This is a genomic window from Alteromonas sp. KUL150, assembly GCF_009811475.1.
In the GTDB taxonomy this organism is placed as follows: Bacteria; Pseudomonadota; Gammaproteobacteria; order Enterobacterales; family Alteromonadaceae; genus Alteromonas; species Alteromonas gracilis.
Genome location: NZ_BLIJ01000037.1, coordinates 28,679 through 45,343, shown reverse-complemented (window position 1 = coordinate 45,343; position 16,665 = coordinate 28,679). Strand labels below are relative to the sequence as shown.

The window sequence follows — 16,665 nt, the reverse complement described above, 5'->3', positions numbered from 1 at the left end:
TGGAAATGACGGGTACTAGTTATAAGCTGATGTGCGCTAAGAATCAAGGGGGCATCTTGGTGCGAACTGCTTAGTTTTTGTAAGCGCTCTTGTGTAATCTTGCTAGGCTCATTTGTCTAGGCTTTTATGATGATGTTGCAATAGGCGCACAATCAATTTTGCCTCTTCTTCGTCTAAATCGAGCAAAGCTCGCACGTGTTCCAAGTGGTGCACGTCACGCTCACTAAGTTCCCCATCATCAAGGACACTGCGCACGGTGTCTTTAAAACGGTCTCGTTTTAGCTGCATTTGGGTGGTATAGCTTGAAGACAAAATGCCCGCAGGTAAGGCATAAAAGCATATGCCCATGATGGTAATTAGCCCGCCAAATACTTTTCCTAGCGCGGTAACTGGAACAGCGTCGCCATAGCCTACCGTAGTCAGCGTGACCAGTGCCCACCATAAAGATGCGGGTATACTGCTGAATACGTTGGGCTGTGCTGTGTGCTCGATATAATAAATGCAGGTGGCAGCGATAACCGTAAATAGCAAAAGCACGCTGATAGCAGCAATAAGACTATGAGATTCGTTGCGCAATACAGTAGTAAGGGTTTGCATTGAACGTGAATAGCGGCCAATTTTTAAGATTCGCATTACCCGAAAAACTCGTAATATGCGCAAATCAAACGCTACAAATACGCTTAAGTAAAAAGGCAAAATAGCCATTAAGTCGATTAAAGCCATGGGGCTTTTAATGTAGGCCCAGCGCTTTTGCCATGTTGTTGTTTGGGCACGGGTAGGGCGGTTAGGGGCTGATGCGCTACTGTATACGCGAAGGAAGTACTCTGCGGTAAAAATAAGTACAGAAGCCACTTCGATAATATGAAGTTCGTATCGCCAAATAGCAGGGATACCCGGTACCGTTTCCAGCATCATGGCAACGACATTTACAATAATTAACGCGATCAGGAATATATCAAAAAGCTTGCTAAGCTTTTTGTATTCGTGGGCTTCGCTAGCGGGAGCCAGGATGTGATAGCACGCGTTTCTAAATGACATAGCCAAAATGGTAAGAGAACGAATGACCTTGTTATACCAATTACTGCACCAAATTGGTAATGCTTCTAACTAAGGTGCGTTGCATCGTACTATTTCAAGCGCAGCTGGGCGCGAAACGTGGTAGTTTAAATCGCAAGTAACCTAACAAAGAGCGTATTCAATTGAAAAGTAAACAACCCCTAGTTACTTCACTGGCTTTAGCACTGTTTATGACGTCATCTATTCCCGCGGCATTAGCGAAGTCTGATAGCGTACGCTTTACTTCAACGCCCCCCGTAATCGATGGCGTAGCCAACGACGCAGTATGGGAAGAGGGCGATTGGCACGGTATGACCTCACTCATGTGGGGGACTGCGCCTGAATCCAGCGACTTTTCCGGTAGATATAAACTTCGATGGAACAAGGATGCATTGTATCTGTTAGCCGAAATACAAGACGACCACCTTTCAGATACCTATGCCAACCCGCTTGAGCGTTATTGGGATGATGATTGCCTAGAAATTTTTATTGATGCGGACGCCTCTGGTGGCGATCACCTCAATAACTACAATGCGTTTGCCTATCACTTGGCGCTTGATAACCAGGTTATTGATATTGGCCCAAATGAAGCAGGTGAGGCGGTACCACAACGCTACAACGACCATGTAAAGAACAAATGGCAGCGTGATACACAAGCGCCCTACAAGATTTACTGGGAAGCGGCGGTGCATGTATTTGATGATAGCTATCAGCACGGAAAAGATAACTCGCCGGTTACCTTAAAAGAAGGTATGACACTGGGCTTTATGCTTGCCTACTGTGATGCTGATGGCTACGACAGAGAGCATTTTTTGGGTTCGCATGAGATCACCCCAGTAAATGGCGATAAAAACTTGGGGTATAAGGATGCGTCGGTGTTTGGGAAAGTGACTTTAACTAAATAGTGTCGGCGATATATTTGCCACCACTTTTAAATAATTAACGAGTATTTATAAAAAAACGCGGCATTGCGCCGCGCTTTTTGTGAATTGTGTTTATGTTCTATTTATTTCGCTTCAGCTTCACGTGCAATAGCACGATGCGCAATATCAGTACGGTAGTACACATCTTTAAACTGGATGGTTTTTAGCAGCTCGTAGGCTTTTTGCTGGGCTTCGGTAACGTTGTTACCTAACGCGGTTGCGCAAAGTACGCGGCCACCTGCGGTAACAACTTCGCCATCTTGAAGTGCAGTACCAGCATGAAATACTTTTCCTTCTAGCTTCGCTGCATCTTCAAAACCGGTAATCACATCGCCTTTATCATAGCTGCCTGGGTAGCCACCTGCGGCAAGCACAACACCTACCGATGCGCGCTCGTCGAACTCAATGGTTTTGCCTGCAAGCTCACCTTTACACGCCGCTTGGCAAAGTGGAACCAAGTCTGATTTTAAGCGAAGCATGATAGGCTGAGTTTCTGGGTCGCCAAAGCGGCAGTTGTACTCAATGACCTTTGGCGTGCCGTCAGCCATAATCATTAGGCCAGCATATAAAAAGCCAACATAATCGTTACCTTCAGCGGCCATGCCATCAACCGTTGGCATGATCACTTCTTGCATAATACGGTCGTGGATTTCTGGTGTTACAACCGGAGCCGGTGAATAAGCCCCCATACCACCCGTGTTTGGGCCTTTGTCGCCGTCAGCCGCACGCTTGTGATCTTGGCTGGTGGCAAAAGGCAGTACGTTCTTACCGTCTACCATAACAATAAACGACGCTTCTTCACCGTCTAGGAACTCTTCAATAACTACGCGGCTGCCCGCTTCGCCAAACGCGTTGCCCGCTAGCATATCGCGAATAGCTTCTTCAGCCTCTTCAAGAGTCATCGCAACGATAACGCCTTTACCGGCAGCTAGACCGTCAGCTTTTACTACGATAGGCGCGCCTTTCTCACGAACATAGGCAATAGCTGGGTCAATTTCCGTGAAGTTTTGGTACTCAGCGGTAGGAATTTCGTGGCGAGCCAAGAAGTCTTTAGTGAACGCTTTCGAACCCTCAAGCTGCGCTGCAGCTTGAGTGGGACCAAATATCATTAAACCCGCATTTGTGAACGCATCTACTACACCTGCAACTAGCGGCGCTTCTGGACCGACAATAGTAAGCGCAACATCATTACCTTGAGCAAAAGAAACTAAGCCGGCGATGTCGTTTACATCAATTGCTACGTTCTCAAGCTTAGGCTCTGTAGCGGTACCGGCATTGCCAGGCGCTACAAATACTGTTGAAACATCAGAAGACTGCGCTGCTTTAAACGCTAACGCGTGTTCGCGGCCACCGCCGCCAATTACAAGTACGTTCATTAACTGTTCCGTTTTAAGTGTTTAATTTTATGATTTTGGTTTGGTGAATTTTAGCGTCATGCGATTGCTCTCGCCAATCGCCATGTATTTTTCTCTGTCTTGATCATCTAGCGCCAAGCGTGGAGGTAGCGTCCACACACCTTTCGGGTGATCTGCCGTGTCCATTGGGTTCGCGTTTACATCGCTACTTGCTTCAAGTACAAAACCTGCTTTTTCAGCGGCGGCTACAACATAAGAACGCTTCATGTAGCCACTTTTCTTCATCGCTGCATCGTCTGCACTTTCAGGTAGCTCATGTTCCACTACGCCAAGTACGCCACCTGGCTTAAGTGCTTTAAAGAAAGCGCCAAACGCGTTGTCGATGCCTTCGTCACCGTGGCGCATATACCAGTTGTGTACGTTGCGGAAGGTTAGCACCATATCAGCACTGCCAGCTTCGCCAATATTTAACGCTTTGATTGGGTCAAATGCCGTAAGCTCAGTACCTTCATATTTCATGCCCGGCTTCATTTGTTCTTTGAAACCTTCAACCGACTTTTTGTAGTAGCCGCTGGTTTCTTCATCAACATAGAAATGCGCAGCAACGTATTTGCCGTTTTCTTTTACCACCGAGTAAAGAATGTCGGCATACCAGCGGCCGCCTGGTGAAATTTCAACAACAGTCATGTCTGGCTTTAGGCCAAAAAAGCGTAATGTTTGTTGCGGGTTGCGGTATTCGTCGCGCACTTTGGCTTTATCAGAACGGATATCGCTCATGGCGGCGTCTGAAATAGCATCAGCACTGGCATAAGTTGCTGTTACACCGAGTGTTGCGGCTAACACAAGTTGGGCTAACTTTTTCATTCTTATTTCCTTTTTCTGTCGAGGGTAATTATCTATGCGGACTGGAATAACATAACATTTATTAGTAACACTATTACTACAAATTACCACAGGTCAGATCAAGCCTATCAGCAAACCCTAATTTGCACTTACGACTTAGCAGAATAATTCCTAACTATATCGTTTAGCTTTAGTGTCACTTTAGCCATGCAAATGAGATAGAACATGCGTAATAAAAAAGGGATTAAAGGAAAACAACAAACACGCAATAAAGTAGCAAAATGCCACTTTACTGCGTGGTTAACTTAGCTGTTGGTTTCCCTCACTAAGCCTGCACTATAAGTTGTTGTGCAAATACTTATTAGTGACGGAAGTGGCGCATACCGGTGAACACCATAGCAATATCGTGTTCGTCAGCTGCATCAATCACTTCTTGATCACGCATAGAGCCGCCAGGCTGGATGACCGCTTTAATACCCGCCTCAGCAGCAGCGTCAATGCCGTCACGGAATGGGAAGAATGCGTCAGATGCCATGACAGAGCCTGCCACTTCAAGGTTCTCGTCGGCAGCTTTAATACCCGCAATCTTTGCAGAGTAAACGCGGCTCATTTGGCCTGCGCCTACGCCTACTGTCATGCCGTCTTTGCAGTAAACAATTGCGTTAGACTTCACGTATTTTGCTACCTTCCAGCAGAACATAAGATCGCGCAGTTCTTCTTCGCTTGGCTTACGCTTAGTCACAACTTCTAGGTCTTCCATTTCAACCATGCCGAAGTCGCGCTCTTGTACTAGTAAACCGCCGTTTACACGCTTAAAGTCATAACCTTCAGTAAGCTGGCCAGCCCAATCGCCACACGCAAGAAGACGTACGTTTTTCTTTGCGCTTACTACGTCCTTCGCTTCGTCGCTTACGGTTGGTGCAATGATCACTTCCACAAATTGACGGTCAACAATCGCTTGTGCTGTTTTCGCATCAAGCTCGCGGTTAAACGCAATAATGCCGCCAAATGCTGATGTTGGGTCAGTTTTAAATGCGCGGTCATAGGCACTCAAAATATCGTCGCCAATTGCAACGCCGCACGGGTTAGCGTGCTTAACGATTACACATGCTGGCTCTTCGAATTCTTTCACGCATTCTAGCGCTGCATCGGTATCAGCGATGTTGTTGAACGACAACTCTTTACCTTGCAGCTGAGTCGCTGTAGCAACCGACGCTTCCTGAATGTTGTTTTCAACGTAGAACGCCGCTTCTTGGTGGCTGTTTTCACCGTAGCGAAGATCTTGTTTCTTAGTTAGCTGCATGTTGTAAGTACGTGGGAATTCACTGTGCTGGTGGTCACAGTCTGCTTCACAACCAGTGCTGTCTAAACGGGCACCAAAATAGTTTGCGATCATGCCGTCATATTCAGCCGTGTGCTCGAACGCTTTAATGGCAAGATCAAAACGCGTGTTGTACGTTAGCGATCCATTGTTGTCGTTCATTTCAGCAAGTACGCGTGAGTAGTCTGACGCGTTAACCACAATAGTCACGTCTTTGTGGTTTTTGGCTGCCGCGCGAACCATGGTAGGGCCACCGATATCAATATTTTCAATGGCATCTTCAAGCGTGCAGTCTTCATTTGCCACAGTTGCAGCAAACGGATAGAGGTTTACAACTACTAGGTCGATAGGCGCAATGTTGTTTTCTTCCATCACCGCTTCGTCAACACCGCGGCGAGCAAGAATACCGCCGTGAATTTTCGGATGAAGGGTTTTAACACGACCGGCCATTATTTCTGGATGACCTGTGTGATCAGAGACTTCTTTCACAGGTAAGCCAGCTTCAGCTAAAAGTTTTGCGGTACCACCTGTCGACAGAAGTTCTACGCCAGCGTTATGCAGCGCTGTTGCGAAATCAAGGATACCTGTTTTATCAGAGACACTAAGAAGAGCACGTTTAATGGGTTTTGGTGTTTGCATAAATTTTAGTTTCTAATGTTGTAGTGTTGAAACAAAAAGAGCACCGATTGGTGCTCTTTGGTGGGCAAAGCCCTTGGAATCTTAGTTCATGCCGTATTGCTTTAGCTTCTTGCGAAGTGTGCCACGGTTGATGCCCATCATGATGGCCGCGCGGGTTTGATTGCCGCGAGTGTAAGTCATGACTTCTTCTAGAAGCGGCGCTTCTACTTCAGCCAGTACCATTTCGTACAGGTTGTCGATGTTTGCGTTATCCAGTTGCTTAAGGTACTTATTAACCGCTTGCTTTACAGAGTCACGCAAAGGCTTTTGCGCTTGCGTTTGTGAAGGCGTAGTTACTGTAGTAGTAAAAGGTGAAGTCACGTTTTGATCGAACATAATACTGTGTTGCTCTTAAGTTAGTCATCACTATGCTGCGGGAGAAATCTGTCGGGTTTCTCGTGTCTGCAGCGCTTGAAAATATGCATTTAGTGCATCGAGTTGCTCATTCGCATCATCGATAGCGTTAAACGTTTTACGAAACTGACGATCCGTATCGTGCTCCGCGAGATACCAGCCCACGTGCTTACGGGCAATTCTTACACCGGCTATATCACCATAAAAGTCCTGCACATTGGCTACATGCTCGTGCAAAAGCTTATACAGCTCTGACAGCGGCGGTGGTGCTAGGTTCTCGCCCGTTTCAAGATAATGTTGGATTTGTTTAAATATCCAAGGTTTACCTTGCGCGCCGCGGCCTATCATTACGCCATCTGCACCGGTGTAATTCAGCACCTCTTGTGCTTTCTCTGGAGAAGTAATGTCACCATTTGCAATAACAGGAATTGATATTGCCGCCTTTATCTGACGTATGGTGTCGTATTCTGCTTCCCCTCTATACATACAAGCTCGAGTTCTGCCGTGAACCGCAAGCGACTGTATGCCGTTTTGCTCTGCAATGCGGGCAATGTTTACCCCATTGCGATTTTCTGGGTTCCAGCCGGTACGAATTTTCAGTGTCACGGGTACGTCCACAGCATTAACTACTGCTTTAATAATCGCTTCCACTGTGTCTGGGTATTGAAGCAAAGCAGAACCTGCAAGCTTCTTATTGACCTTCTTGGCAGGACAACCCATGTTGATATCAATGATTTGCGCACCGTTCTCAACATTAAATTGCGCTGCTTGAGCCATAAGCTCAGGATCAGCCCCAGCAATCTGTACAGAGCGAATGCCTTCTTCACCCTCATGGTTCATGCGCGCTTGTGATTTTGCTGTATTCCAAACTTTCGGATTACTCGAAAGCATCTCAGAAACAACAAGCCCAGCGCCCAAGCGCTTACAGAGTTGACGAAACGGTCTATCTGTTACGCCAGCCATAGGGGCTAACATCAAATTGTTTTCTAACTCGTAAGGTCCAATTCGCATTGTAAAATGTATAGCTCGCCATCTAAAACTGCACAGAAATTATACACCCGGCTAAAACGGGGCGCTAAGTGTACGTGTTTTCGCAATGCTTGAAAAGGCTAAAAATCACACAAAATTTCACTTCCTGGTATTGACAGTGAAAAAAAACTGTCACATTAGTAAGCTAGCACTACTTTTTAGTATGATTATTGTACGAAAGTCTTACAGGCCCCGTGTTAAAAGGGCTGTATTGTGAAAAATTTTAACATTTATTTAGAGGGCTACTTGTCGAGTGCACGTTTCTTTATCAGCTTTGTGCACTAGACAAGCAGAATATTTTGCATGCCTAGCCGGTTAATTCGTCAACTTAGCGTTTTCTACCGGAAACTCTCGCCCACTCACCATCAATAGCACTTGGTTCAAGTTCTATGTCTTTCGAATACGCTTCTTCTATTCGGGTGACTTGTTCAGCAAGAATGCCGGAAAGGACTAACAAACCGTCTGATTTGCAGTAGTCTGTGATAACGCTTTGAAGTTCTAATAAAGGGCCTGACAATATATTCGCCATTACCACATCAGCTTCAAGTTCAGGTTGATCTTCAGGAAGGTACACATCTAAGCGGTCTTCAACACCGTTGCGGCGCGCATTTTCTTTTGTCGCTTGAAGTGCTTGCGGATCGATATCAATACCGATAACGCGCGTAGCGCCAAGCTTTAATGCAGCCAATGCTAAAATCCCTGAGCCACAGCCAAAATCGACGACGGTTTTATCCGTCATATCTATGCCGTCTAGCCAGCGTAAACATAGCGCTGTAGTTGGGTGAGTCCCTGTTCCGAAGGCAAGACCTGGATCTAGCATGACATTAACGGCGTTCGGGTCTGGAACATCGCGCCAGCTTGGGCAAATCCACAAGCGCTCCCCAAACTGCATAGGATGAAAGTTGTCCATCCACTCCCGCTCCCAGTCTTTGTCTTCAAGTGGTTCAAGCTTGTATTTAAAATTTTCCCCCAACACCTTAGCTTTACCTAACCGCTTTAGGATGCTTTTCATGTCGGCATCAGCTTCAAATAACCCTACCACTTGTGTATCTGGCCACAGCAGTACCTCACCAGGTTTCGGTTCGTACATAGGAGTATCTTTCGCATCAACGTATGTGACGGCCTGAGAGCCGTTAGCGGTAAGCATATCGCCAATAGATTCAGCGTGTTCAGAAGATGTGTCGATTCGAAGTTGTAGCCAAGCCATATTAATCATTCGTTGTGGTCTTTGTAGGTATTGTACCTTTCGTTGGCGTGAAACAAAATGAAGACAAACGAAAAGCCACAGTATTAAACCTTGTGAGTTTGAATGTTACCGGCTTACTTTAATATAAAAAAGCAATTAAAATATTAACCTTTTGTCGACTGGTGCGATTTAGAGAAACGCTTATAGTAGACGTTGGTTGTTTGTTTTTTAATCTAACAGAGGCCTTATGCGCTTTTTTTCCCTTGTTTTGAGCTTTTTGTTGTTACCTTTTTCAGCTTCATCTGAGGAAATTGACGTTGTAGTAGGGTGGAATAAGCCACCTTATGTTATTTCACAAGAGAACTCTGGCTTTGAAGTGGATGTAGCGCGCGCTATTTTGGCAGATATGGGGCATGATTTATCGCCTATTTACGTGCCATTTGGGCGAACAGCAAGATTACTAGAAGATAACTTGATTGACCTTGGTTTGACGCAAAATTCAGCTCACGTCCTTGATTCAGCTATCTTGTCGGACCCTTATGTTGTCTATCAAAACGTTGCGGTGACTCGCGCTGAAAGTAAGTTTGAAATTAATAGTATTGAAGATTTACGTGGCAAAAGCATTATTGCGTTTCAAACGGCTGATGCGGTGTTAGGTGAAGCATTCCGCCAAATCGTTACGGACCAGGCCACATATATGGAGATGGCAAGGCAAGATAGACAGGTTGATATGTTGATGCTCGGCCATGTAGATGTGGTTATACTCGACAGGAATATTTTCAACTATTTTAAGTCAAATAATACGGCTTACTCGGGCGATGAAGTCGTCTTTCATGAGCTATTCCCTATTTCGTCATACAGTGCAGCTATTCCCGACCCGGAATTAAGAGTGGCGTTTAATAATAGGCTTCGCACGTTTATTGAAAATGGGCGTTATCAGCAGCTGCTAGATAAATACAAACTCGAGAGTCTCCTTCACCTGCTGCCACATGCAACAACACCATAAATACAGATTTTAATGTATAGACAGTGAACTATTTCTGATACAAGGTATATGAAACTATCAGTACTTTGACGTCTGAAACTTGCCGCTTTTATAAAGCGGTAATGCTAGACACTGGAATTATCTGTTAAGGAAAGATTTATGTTGAAGCAGTGGTCTTTTTTATTGGTCACGGTGGTTGTTTGCTCGGCCTGTGTGTCTCATTCAACCCCTTCGGAAGCACTACAAGAAAATACGCTTGAGCGTTACTTGGACATGCCTGCTTACCAGCAAGCCCAAGCGATTGCCAACGGAGAGATTACATCGGCGGCGCTGGTTAAAGGCTATTTATCACGTGTTGAAAAGCTAGACAATCAAGTAAACAGCGTTCTTGCGTTAAACCCAAATATATTAAACGAAGCACAGGCAGTCGATAGACAAATAGCCAATAAGCAAGCGCTCGGCCCTTTAGCCGGTATCCCTGTATTGTTAAAAGATAATATTGAAAGTGATGAAATGCCTACAACAGCAGGTTCGATGGCGCTTCTTAACAATAATACAGGTCGCAATGCGCCCATTGTGGCGAAGCTAAAAGCTGCTGGAGCCATTGTCCTAGGTAAAACTAACTTGTCTGAGTGGGCTAACTTTCGTTCAGAGTCTTCAATCAGCGGATGGAGCGCCGTCGGTGGGCTTACTCGCAATCCTCATATACTAGCGCGAAGCGCGTGTGGTTCGTCGTCAGGCTCAGGCGCAGCAATGTCACTTCGTTTGGCATCGCTCGCTGTAGGAACTGAAACTAACGGTTCAATTATCTGCCCAGCTTCGATAAACGGTGTGGTTGGCTTTAAGCCTACGGTAGGCCTTCTGTCTCGAACGCATATTGTGCCGATTTCGTTTAGCCAAGATACGGCAGGGCCAATGACAGCGAATGTGCACGATGCATGGTTGATGACCGCAATCATGGCGGGTGTTGATGAAGAAGATAACGCAACAAAAGATGCCCAATCCCATATTCCAAAGCTACCTTCCGCCTCAATGCTCGCAACAGACTTAAAAGGTAAGAGAATAGGCGTGGTAAGGTACAGACAAGGAGATAATCCACACGTCCTCGCCGTTTACGAAAAAGCGTTAGCGCAGCTTAAAGCATCGGGAGCAACCTTGGTGGATATCAGTGACTTTTCTCAGCCGGATTCTTTCTGGGCCGATTCTTACAATGTCTTACTTAGTGAATTCCATCACAGCATCAACGACTATTTAGCTGGCTCTCCGGCAGAGCTACCTGCAAGGAACCTTGATGAACTTATTGCGTTCAATAAGAAAACCGAGCGAGAGCTATCACTCTTTGATCAGAACATTTTTGAAAAGTCTTTGGCTTCAGCGACAATTGAAAGCGACGAATACAAAAAAGCACTTGGCCTTATTAAAGATACTGCGGGCAAAAATGGCATTGATGCACTGATGGCAAAGCATAACGTTGAGGTACTCGTGGCACCATCAAATAGCCCATCCTTTCTTATAGATGGCGTATATGGAGACCACTCTCCGGTAGGCTTTATTGGTATTGGGTATTTAGCGGCAATAGCTGGCTATCCTCATCTGACGGTACCGGCTGGGCAAGTGAAAGACCTTCCTGTTGGCATCAGCTTTATTGGGGGTAAGTGGCAAGATGAAGAAGTGCTTGAAGTCGGGCGTATATTTGAAGCTAAACATGGCTTTTATATCAAGCCGGGATTGCTGCCCACACGCTTTGACAACCCAAAGTTCAAGGGAATTGAAAAAGGACTAGATGCCGCGCTATAACAGGCTCAACAAAAAAGCCCTCGATTTCAAATCAAGGGCTTTAACTTTCTCAAAACGCTCGTTGCGAAATACAACATTAACCAGGCTTTTTAACCCAAGCGCTACACCAGCCGTCAGCATTAACCAGTTTGTTAGGGAAAATGTTACAAGGGCGGTATTGCTCGCCATCGGCGCCCTGCACGTACATGCAGTTAGCACATTTTGCACCTTCAACCGTTGAAGACGGTGTGTAGTTTAATGCTTTTGCTGTTGGGTCGTCGGCGCTAAGCTGCTCTTGAGCTTGTGCACGTAACGCAACTCCGCCTAGCGTAAGACCGATAACTGTAGAGCCCGATAGCTTTAAGAAGTCACGGCGATTTACAGATTTCATAACATTCTCCTTAAGAGATAGAAACGATAATGATTCTTTTTTATTCAGTGCCTTAAACGCAAAAACCTGCCCCAAGAGGCAGGTTTTGTTTCATATCTAGATACTATCTCTTTTTGAAAAAAGATCGACTGAATTTTCGAATTTTCGCTTGATCCAGATTAAATAAACTTCACAGTACCATGTCTGTCAGACACACAATGACACTGTAGGTTCACTTTTTTGTTAGTGCAACATCTGGCTTAGCGTATGAGAACTGCGCTATTCGCTTTGTACTGTGATAGCTGTCTAAACCTGAAATACAAGCCGTCTTCGCTTGCTCAATGTCGACATACCCATCTTCATCAACAATGTCTTCTGGCATATAAAGTTCTTGAATCTCGCCAATTACCATTTCAGTCTCATTTAGTAAGGTAAAGTGCTGAGCAACCTTGAGCCCCATTCTAATATCGCTTTCTGCCACATAAGGGGCACTAAATGATCCGCTGAATTGCGGCGTTAAGCCTACGGCATCAAATTCGCTTTCATCTGGTGCATAGCGCGCTGATGTTTGATGCGCCTTGTCTACCCAATCGGTGGAAACGTGATTCAATGTGTAGAACCCTTGCTGTTTGATATTACCAAGGGTATCGCGCGTCACAGTATGTGGGCGCATGATCATACCAATTAGTGGAGGATTTGCACCCACATGGACAATAGAACTAACGATTGCAAGATTGTTTGTCTTGCCGTCGGTCGTGCCCACTAAAGTGGCAGATTTAAACCCTGATAGGCTGTTGATTAAATTAGCGCGATATCGCTGTGCAAGGGCGTCAATATCGGCCCGAGTAAATTGTTTAGTCATTCTCTCTTTCAGCCTCAATCTGTATGTCGTCACCATGTTGATAGGTCGTCAGTTCAATAGGTTGGCAGCACACTTGGCAATCAAGTACCTGAACTTGCCCTACATCATTGACTTCATCTATCTCTACGTCGTTCGGTGCCATACAGTATGGGCATGAAAAGTCCATAGAACGGGTTAAGCTCATAAAAGTTCGCCTTCGTAATCACAATTGCTGTTTGTTACGTAATGTAAAGAAGACTGGATTTACCCATTGTTGAAAGAAGCAAAAGCTAAGAGACAAGATTTGGTTGGGCCAAAATAAACAGACATAAAGGTTGAGAAGTGACAAATAAAGTAGGCGAATGCCCTTGCTGCAAAAGAGACACACGCCTTACGTTTCATCATTTGATCCCACGAAAAATGCACCGTCGTAACTTCTTTAAAAAGCATTTCACCAAATCAGAATTGCAAACCGGTATTTATATTTGTAGGCAATGTCATAGTGGCATCCATCGATTTTATGATGAGATGACGTTAGCTAAACACTTTTATACTTTGCCGCTTTTGCTTGAAGACGAGCAGCTAGCCACGTTTTTTCGTTGGGTCGCGAAGCAGAGAGTACGAGTTTAAAGTGCGGATGGGAGAAGCAGAACCTTGTGTAGGCGCTGTATTTAATTTGATTAAATGGGCTGTATAAATATACACTATCAAAGATTTTACAGCCAAAGATGCACCATGCGAAAAGATTTACCGCCCCGTTATTATCTAACACACTTTCACGAATTCCTTGGGTTCTTCGAGGGAGCAAACCGTGCGCTGTTAAGCGATGAGGCTACTGGCTTTATAGAACGCTTCAGGGCATTGGATGACGACAAGCAATGCATTGTGGTGAGAGCTGCCAATCGCAAGTACGCGGTAATAGATAGAAGTCAGTTTAATTACAGCGAAGTTAGCACGCCGCAGGAGCAGATAGACTGGTTAAAGGTAAATGGTTGGTTTGGTGACCTGTCTCATGCTTCGTTAAATGATATTGCGGGTGTATTAACAAAAGACGCACTGCTTGCGTTACTCGCCGAGTATGGCAGTACACAGGGTCTTTCTTCATTGACCAAACCAAAGTTGGTCACAAGACTTAAAGAGCACATTTCAACCCACGGTTGGCCTGAGCAGTTATCACTTGAAAATTATTTAGTGTGTCTCTTTGATAGTGCGCTTCGCTTTCTACTTTTTATATATTTCGGCAACACAAAAAGCCGCCTGAATCAATTTTCTATGCGCGATCTTGGCGTAATGAGAACGCGCTCTGATTCTGTTACCGACACGGCCCGTTTTGATACCAAGGAAGACGCTCTAGCAGCATGGTTCTACGCTAACCACTACAGCCAGTTGGCGTTTTATAACGATGATATGCTTCTTGCAACCGCAGAGGCAGACTTTCCAGAAACAGAAGGCGTATCGGCAAGTTTTTATCGCGATCAATGTCTTTACGCGCTTGGACTCAAACTATTGGGAATAGACCGCCAAAAAGGGTTAGCTGTTCTGCAACAGGCACAAAGCGACAAAGCAAAGGAAAAGTGGTTAAGGGAAAGTTACAAAGAGGGTAACGAGGATGGCGTAAAGCAGGTGCTTGAAGACATCATAGATAATCCCCAGTCGGATACACTGCTGGCTTTTGCTGAAGATTTTTATGCTCGCAAATATCATAAAAAGCGCACTAGTACGGTGACTGACATGCTCAGAAACGCAAGCCGAACGCTTGATATTGATGTGAGTCAAAATCAGCAGGTAGAGCGAGGTGTTTTAGCCCACTACGCAAGGCAAGGAATTGAGGGCTGGCGCACAGAGAATCGGTTGTGGCGTAGTTTGTTTGGCCTTACGTTCTGGAAGCAGCTTTACGAAGAGGATACGCTGGTTACTGAATTTGATCGCAGGCCACTTTCGCTAAAGCAAAACAACTTTTATGCAAAGTTTGAACTTAGTATTGAAGACCTACTGCGCAAGCTCGATACTAAAGAAAAGTTGCGATTCCACCTTCATAAAATGGCGACCAAGCATTATGGCAAAGTAAACAGTTTGTTTATGTGGTCAAGCTATTTGCTAACGCCGATTGAAGCACTGATAAAGCATGGTTCACTTGAGGTGATTTACACCTTACTACGAATGATGTGTAAAGACTTCGCCAACCTGCGAGACGGATTCCCCGACATTATGGTGTTTGATAACACCCTTCGCTTTGAAGAGATAAAGGCCCCTGGCGATCAGCTTCGACGTAACCAACTTGTGTCTATCCAGCGTTTGCAGCAAGCGGGGTTTGATGTAGCCGTTACTACTGTTAATTGGATACGGGATCCTGAACAACCTTATGTTGTCGTAGACATCGAAACAACTGGTGGCAATAACAGTTACAACCGCATTACGGAAATAGGTATGGTGAAGCTTGTGGCTGGACAGGAGGTAGACAGGTTTCAAACCCTTCTTAATCCTCAGCGCCGTATCCCCAGCAATATTACCAAGCTTACCGGTATTTCAGACGACATGGTGGCCGACGCGCCGCTGTTTTCTGAAGTCGCGGATCATATCGCAAGTTTTACTCAGGATGCCGTGTTTGTTGCACATAACGTTAACTTTGATTATGGATTCATTAAACAAGAGTTTGCTCGATTAGAACAATCGTTTAGAAGACCTAAAATGTGTACTGTGCGCGAGATGCGTCGAACTTACCCTGGCCTACCGTCCTATTCGCTAGCCAACTTGACTAAACATTTCCATATCGAAATGGAGCGGCATCACCGGGCACTGAGTGATGCCGTAGCAGCAGCAGAGCTTTTAAAGCTAGCGTTTGAAAAAGACGATGAGGCTATTATTGCTAACGTTAGCGAGTAATTTAGCGAGTAAGTTAGCGAGTAAGTTAGCAACACGGAATTTATGGTTTTTACTGAACGAAATCGTTCCCTATAGAGTAAATATTGAAGTTAAAAAAGTACTTATTGAGATGTTTGAGATGGCACTTACTGAAGAGCAAGAATCACGAGTCATAGAAATGGCATGGGAAGACCGCACCCCATTTGAAGCTATTGAGCGTTTGTTTGGACTACCCGAGAAAGACGTAATAAAGCTCATGCGTAAAAACCTTAAACAAAAAACCTTCAAAAACTGGCGTGAGAGAGTATCGGGTAGGAAGACAAAGCATGCGAGCTTGCGACCAGAAGGCGTGGATAGAGGTTACTGCCCTTCTCAGTACAAATATAAAGGTGCTAACAAGTAAATATCAACAATCATATCGTCACCCACCGCTCGGGTCATGGTGGGCTGAGCGGCAATCAGCGCATGTAATTAAGGCTCTTGGGTCACTTCTTAGGCGGTGATATTGCAGAAATTGGCAAGAGAAAAGCAGTGAGCTGTTGTCGCAATGGCGTTGGAAATACGAAGGTGTTGTCTGATAACAAAATGCTTTTAGCGTGGTGGACTTGGCGAAGGAGATTTGAATAGGTGTCGTTGTTATTTTGAATGTCCTCCACTTTTGTCATCATAAGTTCAATAAACTCTCCAGGCGTTAAGTTATCTTGTTTCTTTATCTCAAGGGCTAACGCTTTTACGACATAGGTTTCCCATTCTTTTCGGTAGCTCTCATTTAACCGTTCCGGGTAAAGAGCTAAGTCGGCTATGTCTTGAGCGAGGTCGACAATGTCGAGTGGATCATCAAATAACACTCTAAACGCGAGGAGCGTTTCATCTGAAAGACGAGAAATTGGTAGTTGTTCTTTAAATTGGGCGTAACGACTAGACACAAACACACCTTGATATTTCTTCAGGGCAAATAATGAGTACATCGATAAGAAAGAATAAGCTCTCTTATTGGTCTAAAGTCTAATAAATCTGCCGAGGACTTTAAAGCGTCTGAAATTAAAAATAAGTAATTAAGCATAACTGAACTCCTAGCAGTCTACC

16 protein-coding genes are annotated in these 16,665 nt (G+C 45.0%); 5 read left to right on the top strand and 11 right to left on the bottom strand.

Annotated features, from left to right (window positions below; genetic code table 11):
• Positions 1–108 precede the first annotated feature (108 nt).
• The gene (locus GVO62_RS08655) at positions 109–1,044 is read right to left on the bottom strand and encodes an ion transporter (protein ID WP_159118603.1); all 936 of its coding nucleotides are present in this window, start codon (positions 1,042–1,044) and stop codon (positions 109–111) included.
• A gap of 203 nt (positions 1,045–1,247) precedes the next feature.
• Between GVO62_RS08655 and GVO62_RS08650 the strand changes: the two genes are divergently transcribed.
• Positions 1,248–1,961, top strand: coding sequence for a sugar-binding protein (locus GVO62_RS08650; protein WP_373996016.1), 714 nt, complete (start codon positions 1,248–1,250; stop codon positions 1,959–1,961).
• A gap of 101 nt (positions 1,962–2,062) precedes the next feature.
• Here the strand turns inward: GVO62_RS08650 and purD are convergent, their stop codons facing one another.
• The 6 genes from purD to prmA all read right to left on the bottom strand — a co-directional run bounded on the left by purD (position 2,063) and on the right by prmA (position 8,766).
• Entirely contained in the window at positions 2,063–3,355 is a 1,293-nt protein-coding gene (gene purD, locus GVO62_RS08645) for a phosphoribosylamine--glycine ligase (protein ID WP_159118601.1), read from the bottom strand.
• A 27-nt stretch (positions 3,356–3,382) separates the two neighbouring features.
• Complete coding sequence (locus tag GVO62_RS08640) at positions 3,383–4,198, bottom strand: class I SAM-dependent methyltransferase (RefSeq protein WP_159118600.1); 816 nt, start codon at positions 4,196–4,198, stop codon at positions 3,383–3,385.
• Positions 4,199–4,538: 340 nt separating this feature from the next.
• Positions 4,539–6,137, bottom strand: coding sequence for a bifunctional phosphoribosylaminoimidazolecarboxamide formyltransferase/IMP cyclohydrolase (gene purH / locus GVO62_RS08635; RefSeq protein ID WP_105932525.1), 1,599 nt, complete (start codon positions 6,135–6,137; stop codon positions 4,539–4,541).
• Between the two features lie 81 nt (positions 6,138–6,218).
• Positions 6,219–6,512, bottom strand: coding sequence for a DNA-binding transcriptional regulator Fis (fis, locus tag GVO62_RS08630; RefSeq protein ID WP_012520109.1), 294 nt, complete (start codon positions 6,510–6,512; stop codon positions 6,219–6,221).
• A gap of 30 nt (positions 6,513–6,542) precedes the next feature.
• Positions 6,543–7,541 (bottom strand): tRNA dihydrouridine synthase DusB, encoded by a 999-nt coding sequence (gene dusB / locus GVO62_RS08625; protein ID WP_159118599.1) that lies wholly within the window; start codon positions 7,539–7,541, stop codon positions 6,543–6,545.
• Positions 7,542–7,887: 346 nt separating this feature from the next.
• Positions 7,888–8,766, bottom strand: coding sequence for a 50S ribosomal protein L11 methyltransferase (gene prmA / locus GVO62_RS08620; protein WP_120962483.1), 879 nt, complete (start codon positions 8,764–8,766; stop codon positions 7,888–7,890).
• A gap of 226 nt (positions 8,767–8,992) precedes the next feature.
• Between prmA and GVO62_RS08615 the strand changes: the two genes are divergently transcribed.
• Positions 8,993–9,751 carry a substrate-binding periplasmic protein gene (locus tag GVO62_RS08615; RefSeq protein WP_159118598.1) on the top strand — a complete coding sequence of 253 codons (759 nt, stop codon included), beginning with the start codon at positions 8,993–8,995 and terminating at the stop codon, positions 9,749–9,751.
• Between the two features lie 138 nt (positions 9,752–9,889).
• Complete coding sequence (locus GVO62_RS08610) at positions 9,890–11,527, top strand: amidase (RefSeq protein ID WP_159118597.1); 1,638 nt, start codon at positions 9,890–9,892, stop codon at positions 11,525–11,527.
• A gap of 76 nt (positions 11,528–11,603) precedes the next feature.
• On the opposite strand, the gene GVO62_RS08605 is transcribed toward GVO62_RS08610, so the two are convergent.
• The 3 genes from GVO62_RS08605 to GVO62_RS08595 all read right to left on the bottom strand — a co-directional run bounded on the left by GVO62_RS08605 (position 11,604) and on the right by GVO62_RS08595 (position 12,922).
• Positions 11,604–11,897: a high-potential iron-sulfur protein gene (locus GVO62_RS08605; RefSeq protein WP_118491294.1), complete on the bottom strand. Its 294-nt coding sequence runs from the start codon at positions 11,895–11,897 to the stop codon at positions 11,604–11,606.
• Positions 11,898–12,108: 211 nt separating this feature from the next.
• Positions 12,109–12,738 (bottom strand): flavin reductase family protein, encoded by a 630-nt coding sequence (locus tag GVO62_RS08600; RefSeq protein WP_159118596.1) that lies wholly within the window; start codon positions 12,736–12,738, stop codon positions 12,109–12,111.
• Positions 12,731–12,922, bottom strand: a complete 192-nt coding sequence (locus GVO62_RS08595; protein ID WP_159118595.1) for a CPXCG motif-containing cysteine-rich protein — start codon at positions 12,920–12,922, stop codon at positions 12,731–12,733. The genes GVO62_RS08600 and GVO62_RS08595 overlap by 8 nt, the downstream gene beginning before the upstream one ends.
• 530 nt (positions 12,923–13,452) lie before the next feature.
• On the opposite strand from GVO62_RS08595, the gene GVO62_RS08590 reads away from it, so the two are divergent.
• Positions 13,453–15,600 (top strand): exonuclease domain-containing protein, encoded by a 2,148-nt coding sequence (locus GVO62_RS08590; protein WP_159118594.1) that lies wholly within the window; start codon positions 13,453–13,455, stop codon positions 15,598–15,600.
• A gap of 118 nt (positions 15,601–15,718) precedes the next feature.
• Complete coding sequence (locus GVO62_RS08585) at positions 15,719–15,982, top strand: TIGR03643 family protein (RefSeq protein WP_105932719.1); 264 nt, start codon at positions 15,719–15,721, stop codon at positions 15,980–15,982.
• An 82-nt stretch (positions 15,983–16,064) separates the two neighbouring features.
• Here GVO62_RS08585 and GVO62_RS08580 read toward each other — a convergent pair whose 3' ends face one another.
• Positions 16,065–16,505: a hypothetical protein gene (locus GVO62_RS08580; RefSeq protein ID WP_159118593.1), complete on the bottom strand. Its 441-nt coding sequence runs from the start codon at positions 16,503–16,505 to the stop codon at positions 16,065–16,067.
• Positions 16,506–16,665: the final 160 nt, after the last annotated feature.